We start from the raw sequence: 17,612 nt of genomic DNA, 5'->3' as shown, positions 1-17,612 counted from the left end.
TACGGGCGAAGAACCCTGGATGTGCCAGGCCAGTGTGTTTTCGTGAGTACGACCAACCATGGTGGGTACCTCAAGGACACCATCGGGGGTATGTGTGTTCGGCGGCAAAGCGGTTTGGCGTGCTCTCGAAGATGCCAAGTGGCAGGGAACATCGGGGTCAGACCCTGAGGGATCCCCACAAATTTACTCCAAGCTCTGCGCCTGATGGTGCACCTCATCACGCAGAGCTTTCTCCAATATCTCCAGGTGTTTTTGACCACCGAACTCGGTGCAACTGCGCCAGTATTCCAAACCTAATCGCCACAATGAAAGCACTCGTTTCTCTTTGAGGCTATTGCTTTGATAGCACCGTTCCAAACCATTTTCTCGCGCCTGCAGCCCTGTTAAAAATATGAGGTAGTTGGCCAATGCCGCAATCAACAACAGCACCTCAATGCGCTTTGGGCAGTGGCTTCGATGCAAATTCAGACCGAATCCCAGGTGCTCACTTTTGACATCTCGGAAACCTTCCTCGATCTGCATACGCCGCTTATAAATCGCCACAATCTGTGCCGGGTTCCACTCACTTCGCGCAAGATTGCTGGCAAGCAACCACGGCTCACGCTCACGTTTGGCGGACTGTCGGCTGAGCTTGCTTCTGGCGATTGAACCCGTGACTCGTTGGTGTTTTCGGCCCTTGGCTGAATGCCGAACGCAGTACAAATCGACGAAGTGAGGGGCGCTACGCGTCATCTCAACGCGCCCCAGCGATTTAGGTGATGAAGTGGCCAGAGCGTACAAATTCTTCACGGGTTGCCAGTCGTTTGCTTCTCGACGATAAAGTTCACGGTTGCGTATGCGAGCCACGTAATACCAGCCCTTCGCTACCACAGCCTTCATCCACGGACGCCGAAAACCCGCATCCGTGACCAAGACTGGAACGCATCCGTCAGGCAGTAACTCAGCTAACATTTTGAGCAGGCGGCTTTGATATTTGGGACAGCTCTCACGCTCATGAACGCTTTCATAAATAGGAAACGAGCGTCCCGCAAACGGGACCGCGGCTCTCAACAAAAACGCATCGCCAGGAGCATCAATTCGCGACCAGTCCACCAAGATTAAAGGGTGCTTCAGGGAGCCTAACAACGCCCGCAGCATCACCCAGTAGAACAGCGGGCGCTCTGCTCTGAGGTGTTGATTACCCAGTAATCGGTCCACTCGTTTGATCGCATGCTTGGGGTACGCCTGACCTGGCATAAAACGTCCCAGCGCTGTTAGCGTCAGGCGACGGCCTTGCAGTAACGAACTGACACAACTCATCAGCGTCGTTAGGCGGCGAGAATGGATCGAGGGCAGTGCTTGAGCGAGCGCTCTGTGTAAAAATCGGATGGCCTGCATGGGTTCGGGTTCTTAGTTTTGTGTGGTGCAAACCAAGTTGCCGGCTCATGCAGGCCTCTTCAATATTCCAACTTCTTGATTTTAAGTAAGAAAATTCGGGGATCCCTCAGGGTCTGACCCCGATTTTCTTCGATGCCGTCGTTTTGATTAATGCGCTACCGCCAGTAAGTGTTGGCCTCGAAACCCGTTTCGTCACCTCAATTCAGTGACCGCTTCGGGTCGGAAGCAGTCAGTTGGATGTACCTATAAATACTCGGGCTAATTCAACCTAAGGAGTTCAATGCCGACTCCCTCAATACCGTGCGACGCCTTTATGGCTTCATTGCGCCGACTCACAGGCCTTCAACGGCTCCTTCGGGTGCAATGCACAGATGTCGAAACCGTCACGCCGGGTATAGCCCGCACGCTTCATACATACAAATCGCTGGGCCATCTCTTGGAAGCTGGCATTAGGATCGATGCCGGAGCCATTCTTCTCACCGCAAGCTAGCATGGACGCCAAGACATCATTGTTGCTCGCTCCCGGCTTCTCCCATAAGTCAGCATCAGCTGTAGGGGGCTGAAAAGGTTCGCTGAAACATGCGGTGACGAAGGGGGCAAATCAACAGTGCAAATGCCACATTTTTGAGCCACATGATCAATCTCCTTATTTTCTGGTGCCGACGGGCATCAGCGCGGGCTCGCCTTCCGGCCAATAATCTTGCACAGGCCTGTGTATCACTTTCATATCAGCTGTGCATATTCGTGACACCGATGTAGATGTTGCCCAACTCCTTTAACAAGCTACTGCCCTCAGGTAGCACGCTGAATCGTCCAAAATTTCGTAGGGACGACTGACCGCTTTTGGCCGATCGCAGCCGATGAGAAAGCACCCACTGCTTTCACCACACGCTGGCCTAGTTGCGCCAGCGCGTGGAGATTTTTCATTATCCCGGCGTAGCAACAGAACCCGCTTCCACCTCCGAAACCTGCTCCCGCAACCGCCGCCCAATTACCTCCATCAAATCACACCCATCACGCAACGGTATCGCCAGCAGCTGCGCAAAGTCCGAAAGCACCACGCAATCAGCGTCCACCTCACCCCGAAAGGCGATGTTTTCCAGCACTTGAGTGACGGTGCGAATACGATAGTCAGCCATCGCTTGCAGCACGTCGAGCGGTGCTTCTGAATCAATGAGAAGGGACGCAGGAACCAGATCGATTCCGGTAAGGGGGATATATCTTTCCATGTTTAAAGCTCCGATAAATACAGTGATTTACCGATAGTCAGGTCGCCAAACCCGGTCGCTCCATGGCGACTGGAGGACTATAAGCGCCCTTGCATTGGAGGATCAACGTCAAGGTTGTAACCAACACGGGTCGCTCAAGTCCAATCACCGTTCAAGCCCTACGCGCAGTCAACAACACCGTCGCCGCCGCCTACAACAACCCCGCACATTTAAAAAATGGTGGTCTGACTCCGATTTTCCATCTTCCGACTTCCCTAAACTCCTTTTCAGCACTTGCCCACGTAATACCGCCTTTTACGCTTGCTGAAACGTTTAATCGAGTCTATAAAACTGCCACAACTCCAAGAAAGGCAACCGTCATGATCCCCCTAAAATTCGCTGTCGCCCTCACCGCACTCTCCGCCGCCTCCCACGCCATGGCCTGGGACTACGTGCTTCTCGACACCGACAAAGCCGCGCAGAATTGGCAGGTCACCAGCCAGCAACTCGGCGTGCAAACCGACAAACCCTTCAGCGTTACCCTGCGCACTTTGCACGGCGGTCGGCAGGAGGGGGTGAGCATTGTCGATATCGATAACGGCACGATGAAGCTCTCGGTGGTGCCGACTCGCGGTATGAACGTGTTGCAGGCTTCGGTCGGCGATGTGCGCATGGGGTGGGATTCGCCGGTCAAGGAAGTGGTCAATCCTGCCTTCATCGAGCTCAATGGTCGCGGCGGGCTGGGCTGGTTGGAAGGTTTCAATGAGCTGGTCACCCGTTGCGGCTATGAATGGGTCGGTCACCCTGGCATCGACAACGGTGAATTGCTGACGCTGCATGGCAGGGCCGCGAATATTCCTGCGAACAAAGTCACCCTGCACATCAATGAAAAGCCGCCGTACGCCATCACCCTGCGCGGCGAACTGAAAGAGCAGGCCTTCAAGAAGGTCGATTTTTCCGTGGCGACCGAACTGGTCACCGAGCCCGGCAGTGTAGTGTTTGCTCTCAACGACACCCTGACCAACAACGGCGACTATCCGAAGGAATACCAGGCGCTGTATCACAGTAACTTCAGCACCCCGTTCCTGGAGCAGGGCGCGCGTTTCGCCGCACCGGTGAAGCAGGTGTCGCCGTTCAACGACAAGGCCAAGGGCGAATTGGCCGATTGGCAAACCTACCGCGCACCCACCAAGGACTACGACGAAACGGTTTACAACGTGGTGCCCTATGCCGATGCCAAGGGCGATACCTTGACCGTGTTGCATAACAAAGCTGGCAGCCTGGGCGTGTCGGTAGGTTTCAATACGCAGACGCTGCCGGTGTTTTCCCTGTGGAAGAACACCGATACTCAAGGGCAGGGCTATGTCACGGGGCTGGAGCCGGGGACGAGTTTTTCCTACAACCGCCGTTATCAGCGGCCACTGAACCTGGTACCCACCATTGGGCCCAAGGAACACAAGCAGTTCCGCATCAGCTACAGCTTGTTGGCGGATAAGGCGGCTGTGGACAAGGCCTTGCAGCAGGTCAGCGAGATTCAGGCCGGGCGCGAGACTGAGGTGCGGCAGACGCCGTTGGTTGATTTGACCAAGGAGTAAGGGCGCCTGCACTGCTTCCACAGGCCGGCGCGGGAGTTACGCTCGGCGTGCCGTCAACAACACCGTTGCGGCCGCCGACAACAACCCCGCGCAGCACCGATTGAAGATCCGCTTACCCCTCGGCTCGGCAAACCAGCGGCGCATATGCAGGCCCATATAGGCGTAGACGCTGATGGCGATCCATTCCAGCGCCAGGAACATCGCGCCCAGCAGGGCGAATTGCGCAGTGACGGGCTGGCCGGGCACCACGAACTGTGGGAGGAAGGCGGTAAAGATCAGGATGGCTTTCGGGTTACCCGCCGCTACCAGAAACTCCTGACGCGCCAAGGCCCATAAGCCCACGTTGTTCGTGGCGGTTTGCGCCTCCGTGTGCGGGTCTGCGCGCCACAGCTGATAGGCCAGGTAAAACAGATACGCCGCACCAAGCAGCTTGATCCCGTAGAACAACAACTCCGAGGTTTGCAGCACCACCGCCAACCCGGCGGAGGCGAGGGCGATCATGCCGGCGAAGGCCAGCAAACGGCCGAGACCGGCGAGGCAGGAGGTGCGGTAGCCGTAGCGGGTGGCGTTGCTCACCGACAGCAGGTTGTTGGGGCCGGGCGCCATGTTCAGGGCGAAGCAGGCGGGCAGGAAAAGGGCGAGGGCGGCGAGGTCCATGGCGGCTCCGGATTCGGTCGGACGGGAGCGTCGAGAATAAGGGGAGTGGGGGCGGTGCGGCAATCACGGCTGCGTTATGTCGACTAAGGTACAGGTTGTCCTGACCTAAGCCCTCGTCCCAAACAGCCGATCAGCCAGTTCCCGACCGCGCTCCAGCCCTTGTGGCGTCAACCAGACCGATTTGTTCTTGTTTACCGGGTTATCGATAAAACCCTGTTCATGTAATCGGTTCATGACCTGAAAATCGTGCCCCTTCCATGAGTTTCCGTCATCGGTGCTGAAGACTGTCAGCAGGGCCAGCACGGCTTCCTCTATCATCTTTTCGTCGTATTCCATAGTGGTTACACCCCTCGCGAATCGGGGCGCCGCTCGTTTCTCAGGCAACGCTGTTCTCTGGTTTATCGAGCGGCACTCTTACACTAAACACCGTCCCCTGTTCCGTATCAGAACTCACCTCAATCGCCCCACCATGAGACGCCACGATTTCCGAGGCAATGAACAGGCCCAAACCCAAACCCTCCGTGGGGCCGTGATTGATCGCGGTACGCTGGGAGAAGCGGCCCATGGGGTTGAAGATGAACGGGAGGACGTCCTCGGGGATCGCTTCACCGCTGTTGTGCACGGTGAAGACCGCGAAGCCCTCGCGTATGCCCAGCTCGACTTGGATCGGCCGGGTGGTGTCCCCATGCTGCACCGCGTTGCTGACGATGTTCGAGAAGACCTGCTCCATGCGCGGGCCGTCGAATTGCCCAGCAACCGGCGTTTTGGCGTCGAACATCACGATAGCTTCAGGATGAAAGGTGCGGATTTCTTCTATGACGCGTTGGCACAGCGGTGAAAGGTCGATATCGGCCGTTTTGACCGGGATGCCCGGCCCCATCTGGCAGCGGGTCAGGTCGAGCAGGTCGCCGACGATCTGGCTCGCGCGGCGTACACTGGTGTAGATCTGGTTGGCGATTTTGGTCGCGCGGGCGCCGGCGTCCTGTGAACGGCGTAGCACGTCGGACCCCAGCAGGATCGCGCCGAGCGGGGTGCGCAAGTCGTGGCCAAGGATGCCCAGGAACATGTTGCGTGACGCCTCGACCGCGCGTGAATAGCTGGCGATGGATTCGGCCAGGGCCTGATCGATGGCTTCGTGGAAGCGGGTCATGTCGTCGACATTGATCGGGGTGCCGTCCTTGATCTGGCGCATCCACTGGCTGACCACGCTGGTGCGCAGCGCGCGGTATTCCGAGACCATCTGATCGATGGTGAAACCCGCCATCAGCCGCGTCATGGCATGGGTTTCCGCCGCGGTTTCCTGGTCGTCCGCCGGCGCCTGGCCCTGAGCCTTGGCTATTTGTTCCTGACGGGTCTGCTTGGTTCGCAGGTCGCTGACGATGGCCCGCAACATCTGCTCGGCATGGTCGCGCAGCCCGACACTGTCGAGTTCCTCGCCCGGTGTCTCGATGGTTCTGGCGAAATCTTCCCAGGCCTGCAGGATCGGCTCAAGGTTTTCCAGGATGAAATCGGGCAGGCGCATGTCTGTAAATCCTGATGCGAGTCGGGCAGAAGAGCGAGGCTGCGCAGATGAAGGGAAATTCCCGGCAGTGTAGGAGGTTGTTCGCCGCTTTTAAAGCGCGGCCGGTGCCGGGGCTGCCATGGATCCAATCTACGCGCGCACAGCGGTCATGCGCCTGACCCTACAGGCCCAATGTCAGGGCCCTCAGCCTCTGTTCTACCACGCTGTCGAAATGGCTTGCCAGCTGCTCGCAGCGCTCCGACGTCAGCCCTTCACAGCAGGTGATGCCCAGCACAAACCCCTGGGCTTTGGCACCGCTTTTGACAGCCAGGATCATCGACCCTGCCAGTTCGATCTCACGCAAAATTCGGTCAGCCTGTCGTTTTATAGGGCCGGGCAAATCGCTAATGGCTTCTTTCATGGCCGTCTCCGCAGGCATTCACTACACACACAAAGCACCCGAGGCACTGTCGGCCTCTTGAAAGCATCGACCGGGGGAAAGTGCAGGAGTTTCGTAGTGCGCGAGCGGGAGGCGATGACTTGCAGTGTTACAGGTACAGTTGTTCGCTAGTTTCAGACCGCCATCGGGGCAAGCCCTAATGCCAGTCAGTTAAGGCTTTTTGTAGGAGCGAGCTTGCTCGCGAAGAACTCAGCGCCCCCGCGTTTATGCAGAATGAACGCGTTGTCTGAGCGTTTTTCGCGAGCAAGCTCGCTCCTACAGTGAGCACCTTTTGCTTAACTGACTGGCATTAGGCAAGCCCCCTCCCACATTGGAGCGCGGGGCTGCAGTTAGAGAGGCTTCGGCTGCTGAGCCGATGGCATGAATCACGGATGAAACCTGCGCCCCAGCGCATCCAGGCGCACGGCGATCGGTGGCAGGCGTTCGCTGCTGCGGGCCAGGGTTTCCACGTCGTCGGCGGTGTTTTGCGCGATGTGCTGCACCGATTGCAGGCGCTCGACAATTTCCAGGTTTGCCGAGGTCTGCTCGCGGGTGGTGGTGACGATGCGGCCGTTGAGTTGATCGATATGCGCGATGTCTTCGCCCACGGCGCGCAGCATGTCGACGGCCATCTGGCTGTCTTCCACGCACCGCTCCACGCCCTGGCGGCTGTCGTGCATGGCTTCGACGGCCTGGCGGCTGCCTTGCTGCAGGCCTTCGATGATGGTCTTGATTTCCTGGGTGGAGAGGGCGGTGCGTTGGGCCAGGCTGCGCACTTCGTCGGCGACCACTGCAAAGCCACGGCCTTGCTCGCCGGCGCGGGCGGCTTCGATGGCGGCATTGAGTGCGAGCAGGTTGGTCTGGTTGGCGATGCTGCTGATCACCTCCAGCACCGAGCCGATTTGCTCGGCCTGCACCGCCAACGACTGTACGGTAGATTGCGTGCCATTGATGCGCGAGGCCAGTTGGGTGATTTCATGCCGGGCGCGGCCAACGCTTTCCTGGCCGCGCACAATCTGCTGGCTGGCCTGGCCGGCGTGTTCCACCGCTTGTTCGACGTGCAGGGTGATATGGCCCATGGCGTCTTCCATGCGCTGCATCGAGCCGGTCATCTCATTGATCTGCGTTAGTTGATGCCGCGCGCCTTTTTCCAGGGTGCCGCTGGCCGTGGCCAGTTCCTGGCCGAGTTGGCCGAGGCCATGGGAGTCGCGTGCGACGCCGTCGATCAGGTGGGTGAGTTGCTGCAGGAAGTGGTCGAAGCGCTTGGCGAGGGACACACGCACTTTGTCTTCACCCTTGGCGGTTTCGGCTTCGAATTGCGAGGTGACAGCGAGCATTTTTTCGAGCATTTCCTGGCTTTCGACCGCCTCGGCGTGGCTGTGCACGGCGAGGTAGAGCAGGGCGACCGTTTCCATCACCACGTAGAACGCGTGCACGAAAATCATCGTCCAGCCGCCGTGATGCGCCATCACAAACACGGGCAGGCCTTGATGCTGCAGGGCATGGAATACCAGGTGATGCACGGCGATGGTCAGCGCCGCCACCAGGATCGGCAGCCAGTCACGGTAGAACGTCAGCACCGCCAGCAGCGCGAAAATACCGAAGTGCGCTTCGATCACCCCCTGCGCCTGATTGATGTGCAAGGCCGCCATCACCATCAGGCCGGCACCCAGCACGCAACGCATCACGCGGGTGCCGCCGATGGCGCGGTAGAGCGCGGTCAGCACCACGCCGGTGCCGCCCCCGACGATCAGCGCCTGGGTGAAGGTGTCATGCCAGAACGCCAGGCCCAAGGAGAACAGGAACATCAGCCAGATCAACGCCAGCATGATGCGGTCGGCCTTGCGGTAGTGCTCCATAAAGCGTGTGCGGTTGAGCATTCACGTGTACTCCATGTGGTTTGGCCAGGAACCAAGCATGCGGCGTGCCACGCTGGCCGCAGGAAAAGCAGGTGTGGCGATGGGGGCCGGACAAGATCCGACAGACGGTTATCGGCCAGTCGAGAGGGGACTTTAAGCACGGCCGCCCGAGCGGGCAGCCGCGGATGACGATCAGAAGCTGTACTTGGCCGTCAGCATCATGTTGCGTGGGCTGCCGTAGGAATCGCCGCCATAGGTGACCGCGTTGGAAATGGACTGGTAGTAGTGACGATCAAAGATATTGTTGGCGTTGAGCTGCAAGTCCAGGTGCTGGTTGACCCGGTAGCCGGCCATCAGGTCGGTGACAGCGTAGCCGCCTTGTTTGAGCCGATAGGTGCTGCCGTCCGCCAACTGGATGTCGTTGTACATGCGGCTCTGCCAGGAGACGTTGCCGCCCACGCGGAGTTTTTCCAGCGGGCCCTGGAAGTTGTAGCGGGTGGTGACCTTGAACAGGTGCTCCGGGGTGTCGGTGTCGAACTGCTTGTTGACCTTCTGCGGGTTGGCGTCGTCCTTGAGGGTGTGGGTGCGCGCATAGGTGTAGCCACCGCCGACCTGCCAGTTCTCGGTCAAGGCGCCCTGCAGTTCGAAGTCGATACCCTGGCTGCGAATCTCGCCCGAGGCCTGGTAGCAGGAGGCCTGCGGGCAGTTTGGCACGACGATCTGCACGGCGCGGTTTTCCTGGTCGACACGGAACAGCGCCACGCTCGCATTCAGCGCGCCGCCCAGGTATTCGCCCTTGATGCCGACTTCATAGTTTTTGCCGACGATGGGCTTGAGCGGGGTGGCTCCGGTGCTTTTTTCACGTTGCGGCGTGAAGATGTCGCTGTAGCTGGCATACACCGAGTGCTGGTCGTCCAGGTCGTAGATCAGGCCCGCGTAGCGGGTGAGGTTACGGGTGACCTTATAGTCGCCGTCGCCATCGCGGTTGTCGTAGTCGTACCAGTCCAGGCGCCCGCCGAGGATCAGCTTGAGCGGGTCGGCCAGGCTCAAGCGGGTGGTGACGTAGACACCGTCCTGAGTGGTGACATCGCGCTGGTTGTTGGTGTGGGTAAAGTTCGGTTTGCCGGCGTTGATCGGCCAATTCAGATCGTACGGGCTGTAGTTGCGGGTGGTCAGATCGTAGATGCGCTTGCTGGCGCCCACGACCAGCTCATGGGTGCGCCCGAACGCCTGGAACGGGCCGCTGGCAAAGGCGTCGAACCCGGCCTGCTTTTCATCGGCGGCGGACTGGTACACGGTGCGGGCCAGGGTGTTGTCGGTCCAGCGCGACTGGTAGGAACCGGAGAACAATGCGTCTTGTACGGCGTAGTTGGCGTTGACCTGCAGTGCCCAATCATTGGCCAGCTGCTGGCGCAGTTCGACGAAGACGGTGTTGATCTCCTGGTCTTTGTTCTCCCAGTCGGTGCCGGGATTGTACGAACGCGACAGGTCGAGGTGATGGCCATCCAGGCCGATCATCGACGAGCCCCAGAAGTAGTTGGTCTTGTCTTTCTGGTTGGAGTAGCCAAGGGTCAAGCGGGTGTCTTCGCTCAGGTCGGCTTCGGTCACGGCATAGAACAAACCGTGATCCTGCTCGGCCTTGTCGATGAAACTGTTGGCGTCGCGATAAGAGGTGACCACTCGGCCACGCCAGGTGCCGCTGTCATTAAGCGGGCTGGAAGCGTCGAGTTCGCCACGGTAGTCGTCCCAACTGCCGGCGGCGCCAGTCAAGGTGACTTTCTGCTCGGCCAGGGGCCGCTTGCGAATCAGGTTGATCGCCGCCGAGGGGTTACCGGCGCCGGTCACCAGGCCAGTGGCACCGCGAACCACCTCGACGCGATCGAACATCGCCAGGTTCGGCTGGGCACCGACGTTAACGCCGTCATAGCCACTGGGAATGCCGTCGTACATGAGGTTGTCGACGTTGAAACCACGCGCGGTGTAGCCCTGCCGGCCGGGGCCGCTGGAGTAGTTGAGGAACAGTCCTGGCGTGGCGTTGACCACATCATTGATGCTGGTCATCGCCTGGTCGTCCATGCGCTGACGGGTAATCACGGTGACGGCCTGTGGGGTTTCACGCAGGGTCAGGGGGAGTTTGGTTGCGGTTTTCATCGAACCGGTGGTGTACGACTCACTGCCTTCAGTGGTTTCGCCAAGCTGGTGCCCCGATACCTCGGTAGCGCCGAGCTCAATGGTAGTGGGCGGGGCGTCGGCCTCGGCCGCGAAGGTCGCCTGGGTGGTGGTCAGGCAGATAGCCATTGCTATCGAACTCGGTGAAAACCCTTTGCCGCCATAGTGTCGCACAGACATGAATGTAGCTCTCCCTGAACGCCATCCTTAGCGAATAATAAATCTGTTGATAATTATTCGCATCAGTGTGGCAGATTGAGCTTGTGGGAAAAAGCCTACGAGATGAATCAGTTAACGAAATTTTCATACGCCGGGCACCGGCGTTTTGCCACCTTTGCCTAGATGAGCACTATTTCGTAGGGCTCGCGCATGCGCTCCAGCAACACTTGGGCAAGCATCGGCGCCAAGCCGATCGCGGGGTCGCCCATCAGCTGGCTGGCGTAGGCATGCACGGCGTGCAGCTTGTGCGCCACGCTCCAAGTGTCGAGGCACAACTTGCGCGCGCGTTGCCAAGGGATCACCGAGCCTTCGCGTGCGGGCCAGTGCCAGGCCCACATCGGCAATTCATAGAGTTGCGCGCCCACCAGTTTGCACGCCTTGGCGCTGGCACGGCCGACGGCTTCGTGGTCATCGTTGCCATCATGGCGCCAGGTGGTGAACACCACATCACCTGGCTGCAGGTAGCGGGCGATGAACTGGCTGATCGGTTGTTCATGGCTGGCCAGGGCGTTATCGCGAAAGCCGCCACGAATCCATTTCAGGCTGTGCAGTGGCACGCCCAAGCGGCGCAGGGCCTCGGCGCTTTCCTGGGGGCGCACCGCGCTCAGGCGGTTGGCCGACCAGACCTGGGAGCCAGGGTGGCTGGCGCTGCCATCGGTGATGGAAATTAATTTCAACGGGTGCGCGCGGGTGCTGAGCAGCTGCAGCAGGCCCCCGCAGGCGAGCACTTCATCGCCGGGGTGGGGGGCAATCACCACCACCCGGGCGCCGGGCGGTACCAGGCTGGTCAGCGAGATAGCGGGAATATGCGCCAACTGCGGCGCGCTGTTCCAGATTTGCGCGGGGCCGCGACGGCCCTCGCTTAACGAGGCGGTTTTCATCAAGTGTCACATCCTTGTCGGTTCAAGCGTGTGTGTTCACCCCAGGCTCCGCTGCGGTGAGTGCGCGGCGCTCCGATCCTGGAGCGCTGTGCGATAGGTTATAAGCATAGACAAGAAATGTGGTTGTTTTTACGAAACCTGCATCAGGCTCTTCAAATAGTCACCGAAACCACCTTGGGCGCGACACTCCAGGCGTGCACTGGTGATCACTTGCGGGCTGTGGCTCCAGGCGATGGAAGCACCGCAACGTTCCAGGTTGCGCACCAACTGCACATCTTCATGGCACGCCAGGGGTTCAAAGCCACCGGCCTGCAGATAGGCGCTGGCGCTTACGCCGAGGTTGGCGCCGTGGATGTGCCGATGCCCGTCGCGGGCCTGGTAAGCCTGGTGATAGCGAATCTGCGCCGCCGCGTCGAAGTCTGCACTCCAGGCGTCCACGGTCACGGTGCCGCACACGGCGTCGCAGCCCAGCGCCAGTTGCGCCACCAGCCAGTCCGGAGCCACGAGGCTGTCGGCGTCGGTGCAGGCGATCCAACGCGCGCCCAGGTTCAGCAGGTGTTGCGCGCCAACCCCACGGGCATGCCCGACATTCCGTGCCTGCACCGCCAGGCTGTGCACCCCGTGCGCGCGGGCAATGGCTTCACTGCCGTCGCTGCAGCTATCGAGCACCACCAGGATCTGTACCGCTTCGCCGTGCAGATCCGAATGACGCGCGGCTATTTGTGCAGCCCTCAGGCATTCGCCCAGCAACGCTTCTTCGTTGTGCACTGGAATCAGAATGCCGATCATCGCAGGCCCTCAAGGCTGGCGACCGAGGCGCCGTCGCGGCCCCACAGGTCGAGCAGGAAATCTTCTTCATGGTGGCGAACGACCGAATGCAGGCCCAGCCGCTGCTGGAGCAAGACGTGGACCTGCTCGGCAGTTTGCGGGCAGCCTTCAATGGGCGGGCGCCAATGGCACGCCAGCAGTTGGCCGTCATCCGTCAAGGTATCGAGGCAGCGGTCAATCAGGCGCCCAAGATCAGCGGCGTCAAGGTAGTAACACAGCTCACTTAACACGATCAGCTCGAATTGCCCCGATGGCCACTGTTCGGGCAACCGGCATTGCTCCACCTGCACGTTGGAAAATCCTGCGAGCCGCTTCTTGGCCAGCGTCACCGCAGCGCTCGCCGTGTCACAGCACAGCAAGCGATCACAGCGCGCCGCCAGTTCGGCGCTCAACTCGCCGTTCGCACAGCCGGGTTCGAAGATCGAGGCATAACGCGCTCGGGTCAGTACGGCCAGGGTCATGGCGCGTTTGCGCCGTTCGTACCAACGTTGGCGAAATGCCCAGGGGTCGTCGTTGCCGGCGAACATCTGGTCAAAGTAAGGGGTTGTGACACTCAAACGAACACCACTTCAAAAGGTTGCAGTAAGCGCTCCACCACATAGGGCGCCAGCACGGGGGGCAGACCGATCTGGGGGTCGCCCTCCAGCTGGCTGGCGAAAGCGTGGATGGCATGGCGTTTGCGCGCCACCCTCTCAGGCGTCAAAGGGATCTTGCGCGCACGGTCCCACGGCACCATGCCGTCTTCGGCGGTCGCCCAGTGCCAGGTCCACACGGGCAGTTCGTACAAGGTGGCGCCCACGGCCTGGGCGGCTTTCGCACTGGCGCGGCCGACGGCTTCATGATCGCAATGCCCGTCTTCGCGCCAGGTGGCGAACACCACGTCGTCGGGTTTGAGGTAGCGCTGGATGAATACGGCCAGTTCTTCTTCGCGCTCGGCGACTTTACTGTCGGTGAACCCGGCGCGCAGCCACTTCAGACTGTGCATCGGCAAGCCCAGGCGGTGCAGGGCCTGGGCCGACTCCTGGGGGCGCACCACGCTCAGACGTTGCACCGGCCAGCGTTGCGAGCCTGGATGGCTGGCGCTGCCGTCGGTGACCGAGATCAACTGAATGGGCCGGCCCAGGTCGGCCAGCCCTTGCAGCAAACCGCCGCAGCCGAGCACTTCATCGTCAGGGTGCGGGGCGATGATGACCGCACGGTGCCCCTCCGGTACCAGTTGCTCAACGCTGATGTGCGGCAGTTCAGCCAGGCGCGACGAGGTTTGCCAGTAATGCAGCGATGTGCCCTGGCCGACAATCGGATTGGGTTTCATAACTGCCACCTCCCGGAGGGCTCGCCGGCTACCTGTACGCCCAGGGCGGCCAAGTCGCGTTCGGCGTGGCTTTGGCGCACGTACACCGGCAAGTCCGCCATCAATTGGGCGAAGTGCGGGTCCTTGCAGTAAGGCCCCGCGCCTACGCCACGCCCGACATGCTGGATCACCTGCTCGACGGTTTCCTCGACGCACGCGCGCACTTGCTGGGCCAGCAACCGGGCATCGGCGGTCGGTGCCCGGTCGATCTGCTCGGCACTGGCGCGCAGCACGCAGGCTGCGCTGTTCAATGCACTGTCCACCGCGCCGAGGTGGGCCATCGCATGCGGCTCGGAGTGCTTGGCACACTGCTCGCGCAGCACTTCGGCCAGGCGCTGCGCCGCGCCATACCAGCACGCCGCAATGCCGATGCCGCCGTGCCAGAAGCCCGGGCGCGCCAGATAGTCGCCCGGCCCGCCGACTGCGAGGCCCCTGGCCTCGCTGAAGACGATCTCGACACTGCCTGTGGCGGCCATGCCCACCGCATCCCAACCTTCATCCGTTACCCTGACGCCCGGTTGGTCCATCTTCACGGCCACCAGTTGCTGACGGTCCTCCTCGTCCCACGCGGTCAACAACCCGTGCGAGACCACGGACGCACCGGAACACCAGGCTTTACGCCCGTCAACGATCAAGCGCTGGCCGTCGCGCTGCACGCGCACCTTGGCGCTCGGCGGCTCGGCGGCCCACATCCCCCAGGTGCTGCCCAAGGGCGGCAGCGGGCTGTCGAGTTCAGCAATGATCGCCAGCGCATCGGTGTGGCCTTCGAACAGCTTGCACAGGCGCAGGTCATGGCCGGCGACTTGCGCCAGCCCGCTATAGCGCGAAAGCGTCTGGCCGCTGCCGGGCAACGGCAGTTGGTCCAGGCCTTCTTCCTGAAGGTCCTTCAAGGCCTTACCAAGGGCTTGCGTGTCCGCATAACCCCGGTAGCCGGAAAGGAATCCGTGCAACGCCATCTCACACCTCGTCGTCGTGGTGAAGCTCAAACAGTAGCAACGAGCGGCCGGTGGCGGCGTACTCGTGTTCGAAGTCAAAGCGCTCCTGGCCACGCACCGCAGGGTCGTTGGTATCGAGCAGGCAATTCCAGAACTCGCCCTGTGGCACCGGTGGCAGGCGGAAATTGACCATGTCGTGATGGGCATTCACCACCAGCAACAGGGTCGCATCGGCACCAGCACGCCGAATCCCGGTCTCTTGGGCGCGGCCATCCATCAGCATGCCCAGGCAACGACCATTGCTGTCTTCCCACTGCTCAGTGGTCATTTCATTGCCATCCGGCGCGAGCCAGGTGACGTCTTTCACGCCGATGTCTTCGTTGTAGTCGCCGACCAGGAAGCGCCCACGACGCAGGATCGGGTACGCCAGGCGCAACTTGATCAGGCGTTTGACGAACTTGAGCAGCGCCTTGCCATCGTCGTCCAGGTCCCAGTTGACCCAACCGATTTCGCTGTCCTGGCAGTAGGCATTGTTGTTGCCGTGCTGGGTGCGGGCGAATTCATCGCCAGCCACGATCATCGGCGTGCCTTGGGCCAGCAGCAGGGTGGCGAAGAAGTTGCGCATCTGGCGCAGGCGCAGCTCGTTGATTTCTGGGTCGTCGGTAGGGCCTTCGACGCCATGGTTCCACGACAGGTTGTTGTTGCTGCCGTCCTGGTTGTTCTCGTCGTTGGCTTCGTTGTGCTTGTCGTTGTACGACACCAGGTCGTGCAGGGTAAAACCGTCGTGGGCGGTGATGAAGTTCACCGAGCTGTAAGGCCGGCGCCCACGGTGGTTGAACATCTCGCCCGAGGCGGTCATGCGCCCGGCGAAGTCCGCCAGCTGGCCGTCGTCGCCTTTCCAGAAGGCACGCACGGTGTCGCGGAAACGGTCGTTCCATTCTGCCCAGCCCGGCGGGAAATTGCCCACCTGATAGCCGCCTGGCCCGCAGTCCCAGGGTTCTGCGATCAATTTGAGCTGGCGCAGGATTGGGTCCTGGCGGCACGCCACGAGGAAGCTGTGACGTTCGTCAAAGCCGTCACGGTAGCGACCCAGAATCGTCGCAAGGTCGAAGCGGAAGCCGTCGACGTGCATCTCGGTGGCCCAGTAACGCAAGGAGTCGGTGACCATCTGCAGCACGCAGGGGTGACTCAGGTCCAGGGTGTTGCCGGTGCCGGAATCATTGATATAGAAGCGCTTGTCATCGGGCATCAACCGGTAGTACGAGGCATTGTCGATGCCGCGCATCGACAGGGTAGGGCCGCGCTCGTTGCCTTCGGCGGTGTGGTTGTAGACCACATCGAGGATCACTTCGAGCTTCTGCTCATGCAGGTGCGCGACCATCTCCTTGAACTCGGCGATCTTGCCGCTGGCCAGGTAGCGCGGGTCGGGCGCAAAAAACGCGATGCTGTTGTAGCCCCAGTAGTTGGTCATGCCTTTTTCCAGCAAATGCTGGTCGTTGACGAAGGCGTGGACTGGCAACAGCTCGACCGAAGAAACCCCCAACTGGCGGATGTGCTTGAGCACGTCATCTTCCATCAGCCCGGCGCAGGTACCGCGTACGGATTCGCCCACCGAAGGGTGGCGCATGCTGATGCCGCGCAGGTGGGTCTCGTAAATAATGGTGCGGTCCCACGGCACGCGCACCGGCTGGTCATTGCCCCAGGTGTGCGCCGGGTCGATGACCTTGCATTTGGGCACGAAGGGCGCGCTGTCGCGCTCGTCGAAGCTGAGGTCGTCGTCGGGGTGGCCGATGGTATAGCCGAACAGGGCTTCGGACCATTTGAGTTCGCCCACCAGTTGCTTGGCATAGGGGTCGATCAGCAATTTGTTGTGGTTGAAACGATGGCCGTTGGCCGGGTCGTAGGGACCATACACACGGTAGCCGTAGATCAGCCCGGGGTGGGCGTCGGGCAGGTAGCCGTGGAAGATCTCGTCGGTGTATTCGGGCAGTTCGATGCGCTCCAGTTCCACCTCGCCGGCATCATCGAACAGGCACAGTTCGACCTTGGTGGCATTGGCCGAAAACAGCGCGAAGTTGACGCCCAGGCCGTCCCAGGTGGCGCCAAGAGGGAAGGGCAAACCTTCACGAATCCGCGACGGCTCGTGGTCCGGCGTCGTTGAGGCTTTTTCGGGCTTGCTCATGGTGTTGCTCCTGCAGGGATTCTTTTTTTCGGGCCGAACGCGGCCGTACTGACAGTTATTCAGCGTATGACGTAAAGAGATAAAGGCTCCCCCGACAGCAATGCAGTCAGGGGGCGCGGCGATCAATGAGCGGGAGGTTTGGGCTTTTTCGGCGCAGCGGGCTTCTTTGGCGCCGGTTTGGCGGCGGCAGGCTCAGCCGGCTTGGCTTTGGCCGCTGCCTTTGGGGCCGTCTTCGGCTTGGCGGCCGGCTTGGGCTTGCTTGGCGTCAGCGCCTCGGCTTCGGCCAGCTTGCGCGCCATCTCCCAATGACGGGCATCTTCACCGTGAGGCTTGCCTTCGGACTCCCAGATCTGATGCGCTAGTTCGCGGATGCGTTTGTCTTCATTACTCATCACACACTCCTCAGAGAAA

At 60.7% G+C, this 17,612-nt stretch carries 17 protein-coding genes; 2 read left to right on the top strand and 15 right to left on the bottom strand.

The window, feature by feature from the left end; genetic code table 11:
• Positions 1 to 21 precede the first annotated feature (21 nt).
• Positions 22 to 168 carry a hypothetical protein gene (locus tag C4J89_RS27500; RefSeq protein WP_164487598.1) on the top strand — a complete coding sequence of 49 codons (147 nt, stop codon included), beginning with the start codon at positions 22 to 24 and terminating at the stop codon, positions 166 to 168.
• 15 nt (positions 169 to 183) lie between these two features.
• On the opposite strand, the gene C4J89_RS14590 is transcribed toward C4J89_RS27500, so the two are convergent.
• Positions 184 to 1,377 (bottom strand): IS4 family transposase, encoded by a 1,194-nt coding sequence (locus C4J89_RS14590; protein WP_124414825.1) that lies wholly within the window; start codon positions 1,375 to 1,377, stop codon positions 184 to 186.
• A 926-nt stretch (positions 1,378 to 2,303) separates the two neighbouring features.
• Positions 2,304 to 2,606 carry a hypothetical protein gene (locus tag C4J89_RS14585; protein WP_124414824.1) on the bottom strand — a complete coding sequence of 101 codons (303 nt, stop codon included), beginning with the start codon at positions 2,604 to 2,606 and terminating at the stop codon, positions 2,304 to 2,306.
• 359 nt (positions 2,607 to 2,965) lie between these two features.
• Between C4J89_RS14585 and C4J89_RS14580 the strand changes: the two genes are divergently transcribed.
• Positions 2,966 to 4,180 (top strand): aldose 1-epimerase family protein, encoded by a 1,215-nt coding sequence (locus C4J89_RS14580; protein WP_124414823.1) that lies wholly within the window; start codon positions 2,966 to 2,968, stop codon positions 4,178 to 4,180.
• Positions 4,181 to 4,216: 36 nt separating this feature from the next.
• Here C4J89_RS14580 and C4J89_RS14575 read toward each other — a convergent pair whose 3' ends face one another.
• From C4J89_RS14575 to C4J89_RS14515, 13 genes are all read right to left on the bottom strand, one after another.
• Complete coding sequence (locus C4J89_RS14575) at positions 4,217 to 4,837, bottom strand: LysE family translocator (RefSeq protein ID WP_124414822.1); 621 nt, start codon at positions 4,835 to 4,837, stop codon at positions 4,217 to 4,219.
• A 105-nt stretch (positions 4,838 to 4,942) separates the two neighbouring features.
• Positions 4,943 to 5,173 carry a DUF6429 family protein gene (locus C4J89_RS14570; RefSeq protein WP_124414821.1) on the bottom strand — a complete coding sequence of 77 codons (231 nt, stop codon included), beginning with the start codon at positions 5,171 to 5,173 and terminating at the stop codon, positions 4,943 to 4,945.
• Positions 5,174 to 5,213: 40 nt separating this feature from the next.
• Positions 5,214 to 6,359, bottom strand: coding sequence for a sensor histidine kinase (locus C4J89_RS14565; protein WP_124414820.1), 1,146 nt, complete (start codon positions 6,357 to 6,359; stop codon positions 5,214 to 5,216).
• Positions 6,360 to 6,519: 160 nt separating this feature from the next.
• Entirely contained in the window at positions 6,520 to 6,759 is a 240-nt protein-coding gene (locus C4J89_RS14560; RefSeq protein ID WP_124363049.1) for a hypothetical protein, read from the bottom strand.
• A gap of 404 nt (positions 6,760 to 7,163) precedes the next feature.
• Positions 7,164 to 7,856: a methyl-accepting chemotaxis protein gene (locus C4J89_RS27495; RefSeq protein WP_256658987.1), complete on the bottom strand. Its 693-nt coding sequence runs from the start codon at positions 7,854 to 7,856 to the stop codon at positions 7,164 to 7,166.
• Between the two features lie 972 nt (positions 7,857 to 8,828).
• On the bottom strand, positions 8,829 to 10,985 hold the full coding sequence (locus C4J89_RS14550) for a TonB-dependent siderophore receptor (RefSeq protein ID WP_124414819.1): 2,157 nt from the start codon (positions 10,983 to 10,985) through the stop codon (positions 8,829 to 8,831).
• A 158-nt stretch (positions 10,986 to 11,143) separates the two neighbouring features.
• Positions 11,144 to 11,905, bottom strand: coding sequence for a PIG-L deacetylase family protein (locus C4J89_RS14545; RefSeq protein WP_124414818.1), 762 nt, complete (start codon positions 11,903 to 11,905; stop codon positions 11,144 to 11,146).
• A 129-nt stretch (positions 11,906 to 12,034) separates the two neighbouring features.
• Entirely contained in the window at positions 12,035 to 12,694 is a 660-nt protein-coding gene (locus tag C4J89_RS14540) for a glycosyltransferase family 2 protein (RefSeq protein ID WP_124414817.1), read from the bottom strand.
• The gene (locus tag C4J89_RS14535; RefSeq protein WP_124414816.1) at positions 12,691 to 13,290 is read right to left on the bottom strand and encodes an SAM-dependent methyltransferase; all 600 of its coding nucleotides are present in this window, start codon (positions 13,288 to 13,290) and stop codon (positions 12,691 to 12,693) included. Before C4J89_RS14535 ends, C4J89_RS14540 begins: the two co-directional genes overlap by 4 nt.
• Positions 13,287 to 14,045 carry a PIG-L deacetylase family protein gene (locus C4J89_RS14530; RefSeq protein ID WP_124363043.1) on the bottom strand — a complete coding sequence of 253 codons (759 nt, stop codon included), beginning with the start codon at positions 14,043 to 14,045 and terminating at the stop codon, positions 13,287 to 13,289. Before C4J89_RS14530 ends, C4J89_RS14535 begins: the two co-directional genes overlap by 4 nt.
• On the bottom strand, positions 14,042 to 15,040 hold the full coding sequence (locus C4J89_RS14525) for an acyl-CoA dehydrogenase family protein (RefSeq protein ID WP_124363042.1): 999 nt from the start codon (positions 15,038 to 15,040) through the stop codon (positions 14,042 to 14,044). The genes C4J89_RS14530 and C4J89_RS14525 overlap by 4 nt, the downstream gene beginning before the upstream one ends.
• A gap of 1 nt (position 15,041) precedes the next feature.
• Positions 15,042 to 17,201, bottom strand: coding sequence for a glycogen debranching protein GlgX (gene glgX, locus C4J89_RS14520; protein WP_124404339.1), 2,160 nt, complete (start codon positions 17,199 to 17,201; stop codon positions 15,042 to 15,044).
• A gap of 122 nt (positions 17,202 to 17,323) precedes the next feature.
• Positions 17,324 to 17,593 carry a DUF2934 domain-containing protein gene (locus C4J89_RS14515; protein WP_124363040.1) on the bottom strand — a complete coding sequence of 90 codons (270 nt, stop codon included), beginning with the start codon at positions 17,591 to 17,593 and terminating at the stop codon, positions 17,324 to 17,326.
• Positions 17,594 to 17,612: the final 19 nt, after the last annotated feature.

The sequence above is a fragment of the Pseudomonas sp. R4-35-07 genome (genome assembly GCF_003852235.1).
Lineage (GTDB): Bacteria > Pseudomonadota > Gammaproteobacteria > Pseudomonadales > Pseudomonadaceae > Aquipseudomonas.
The sequence above is the reverse complement of the archived record's forward strand: the minus strand, read 5'-3'. Positions and strand labels throughout refer to the sequence as shown.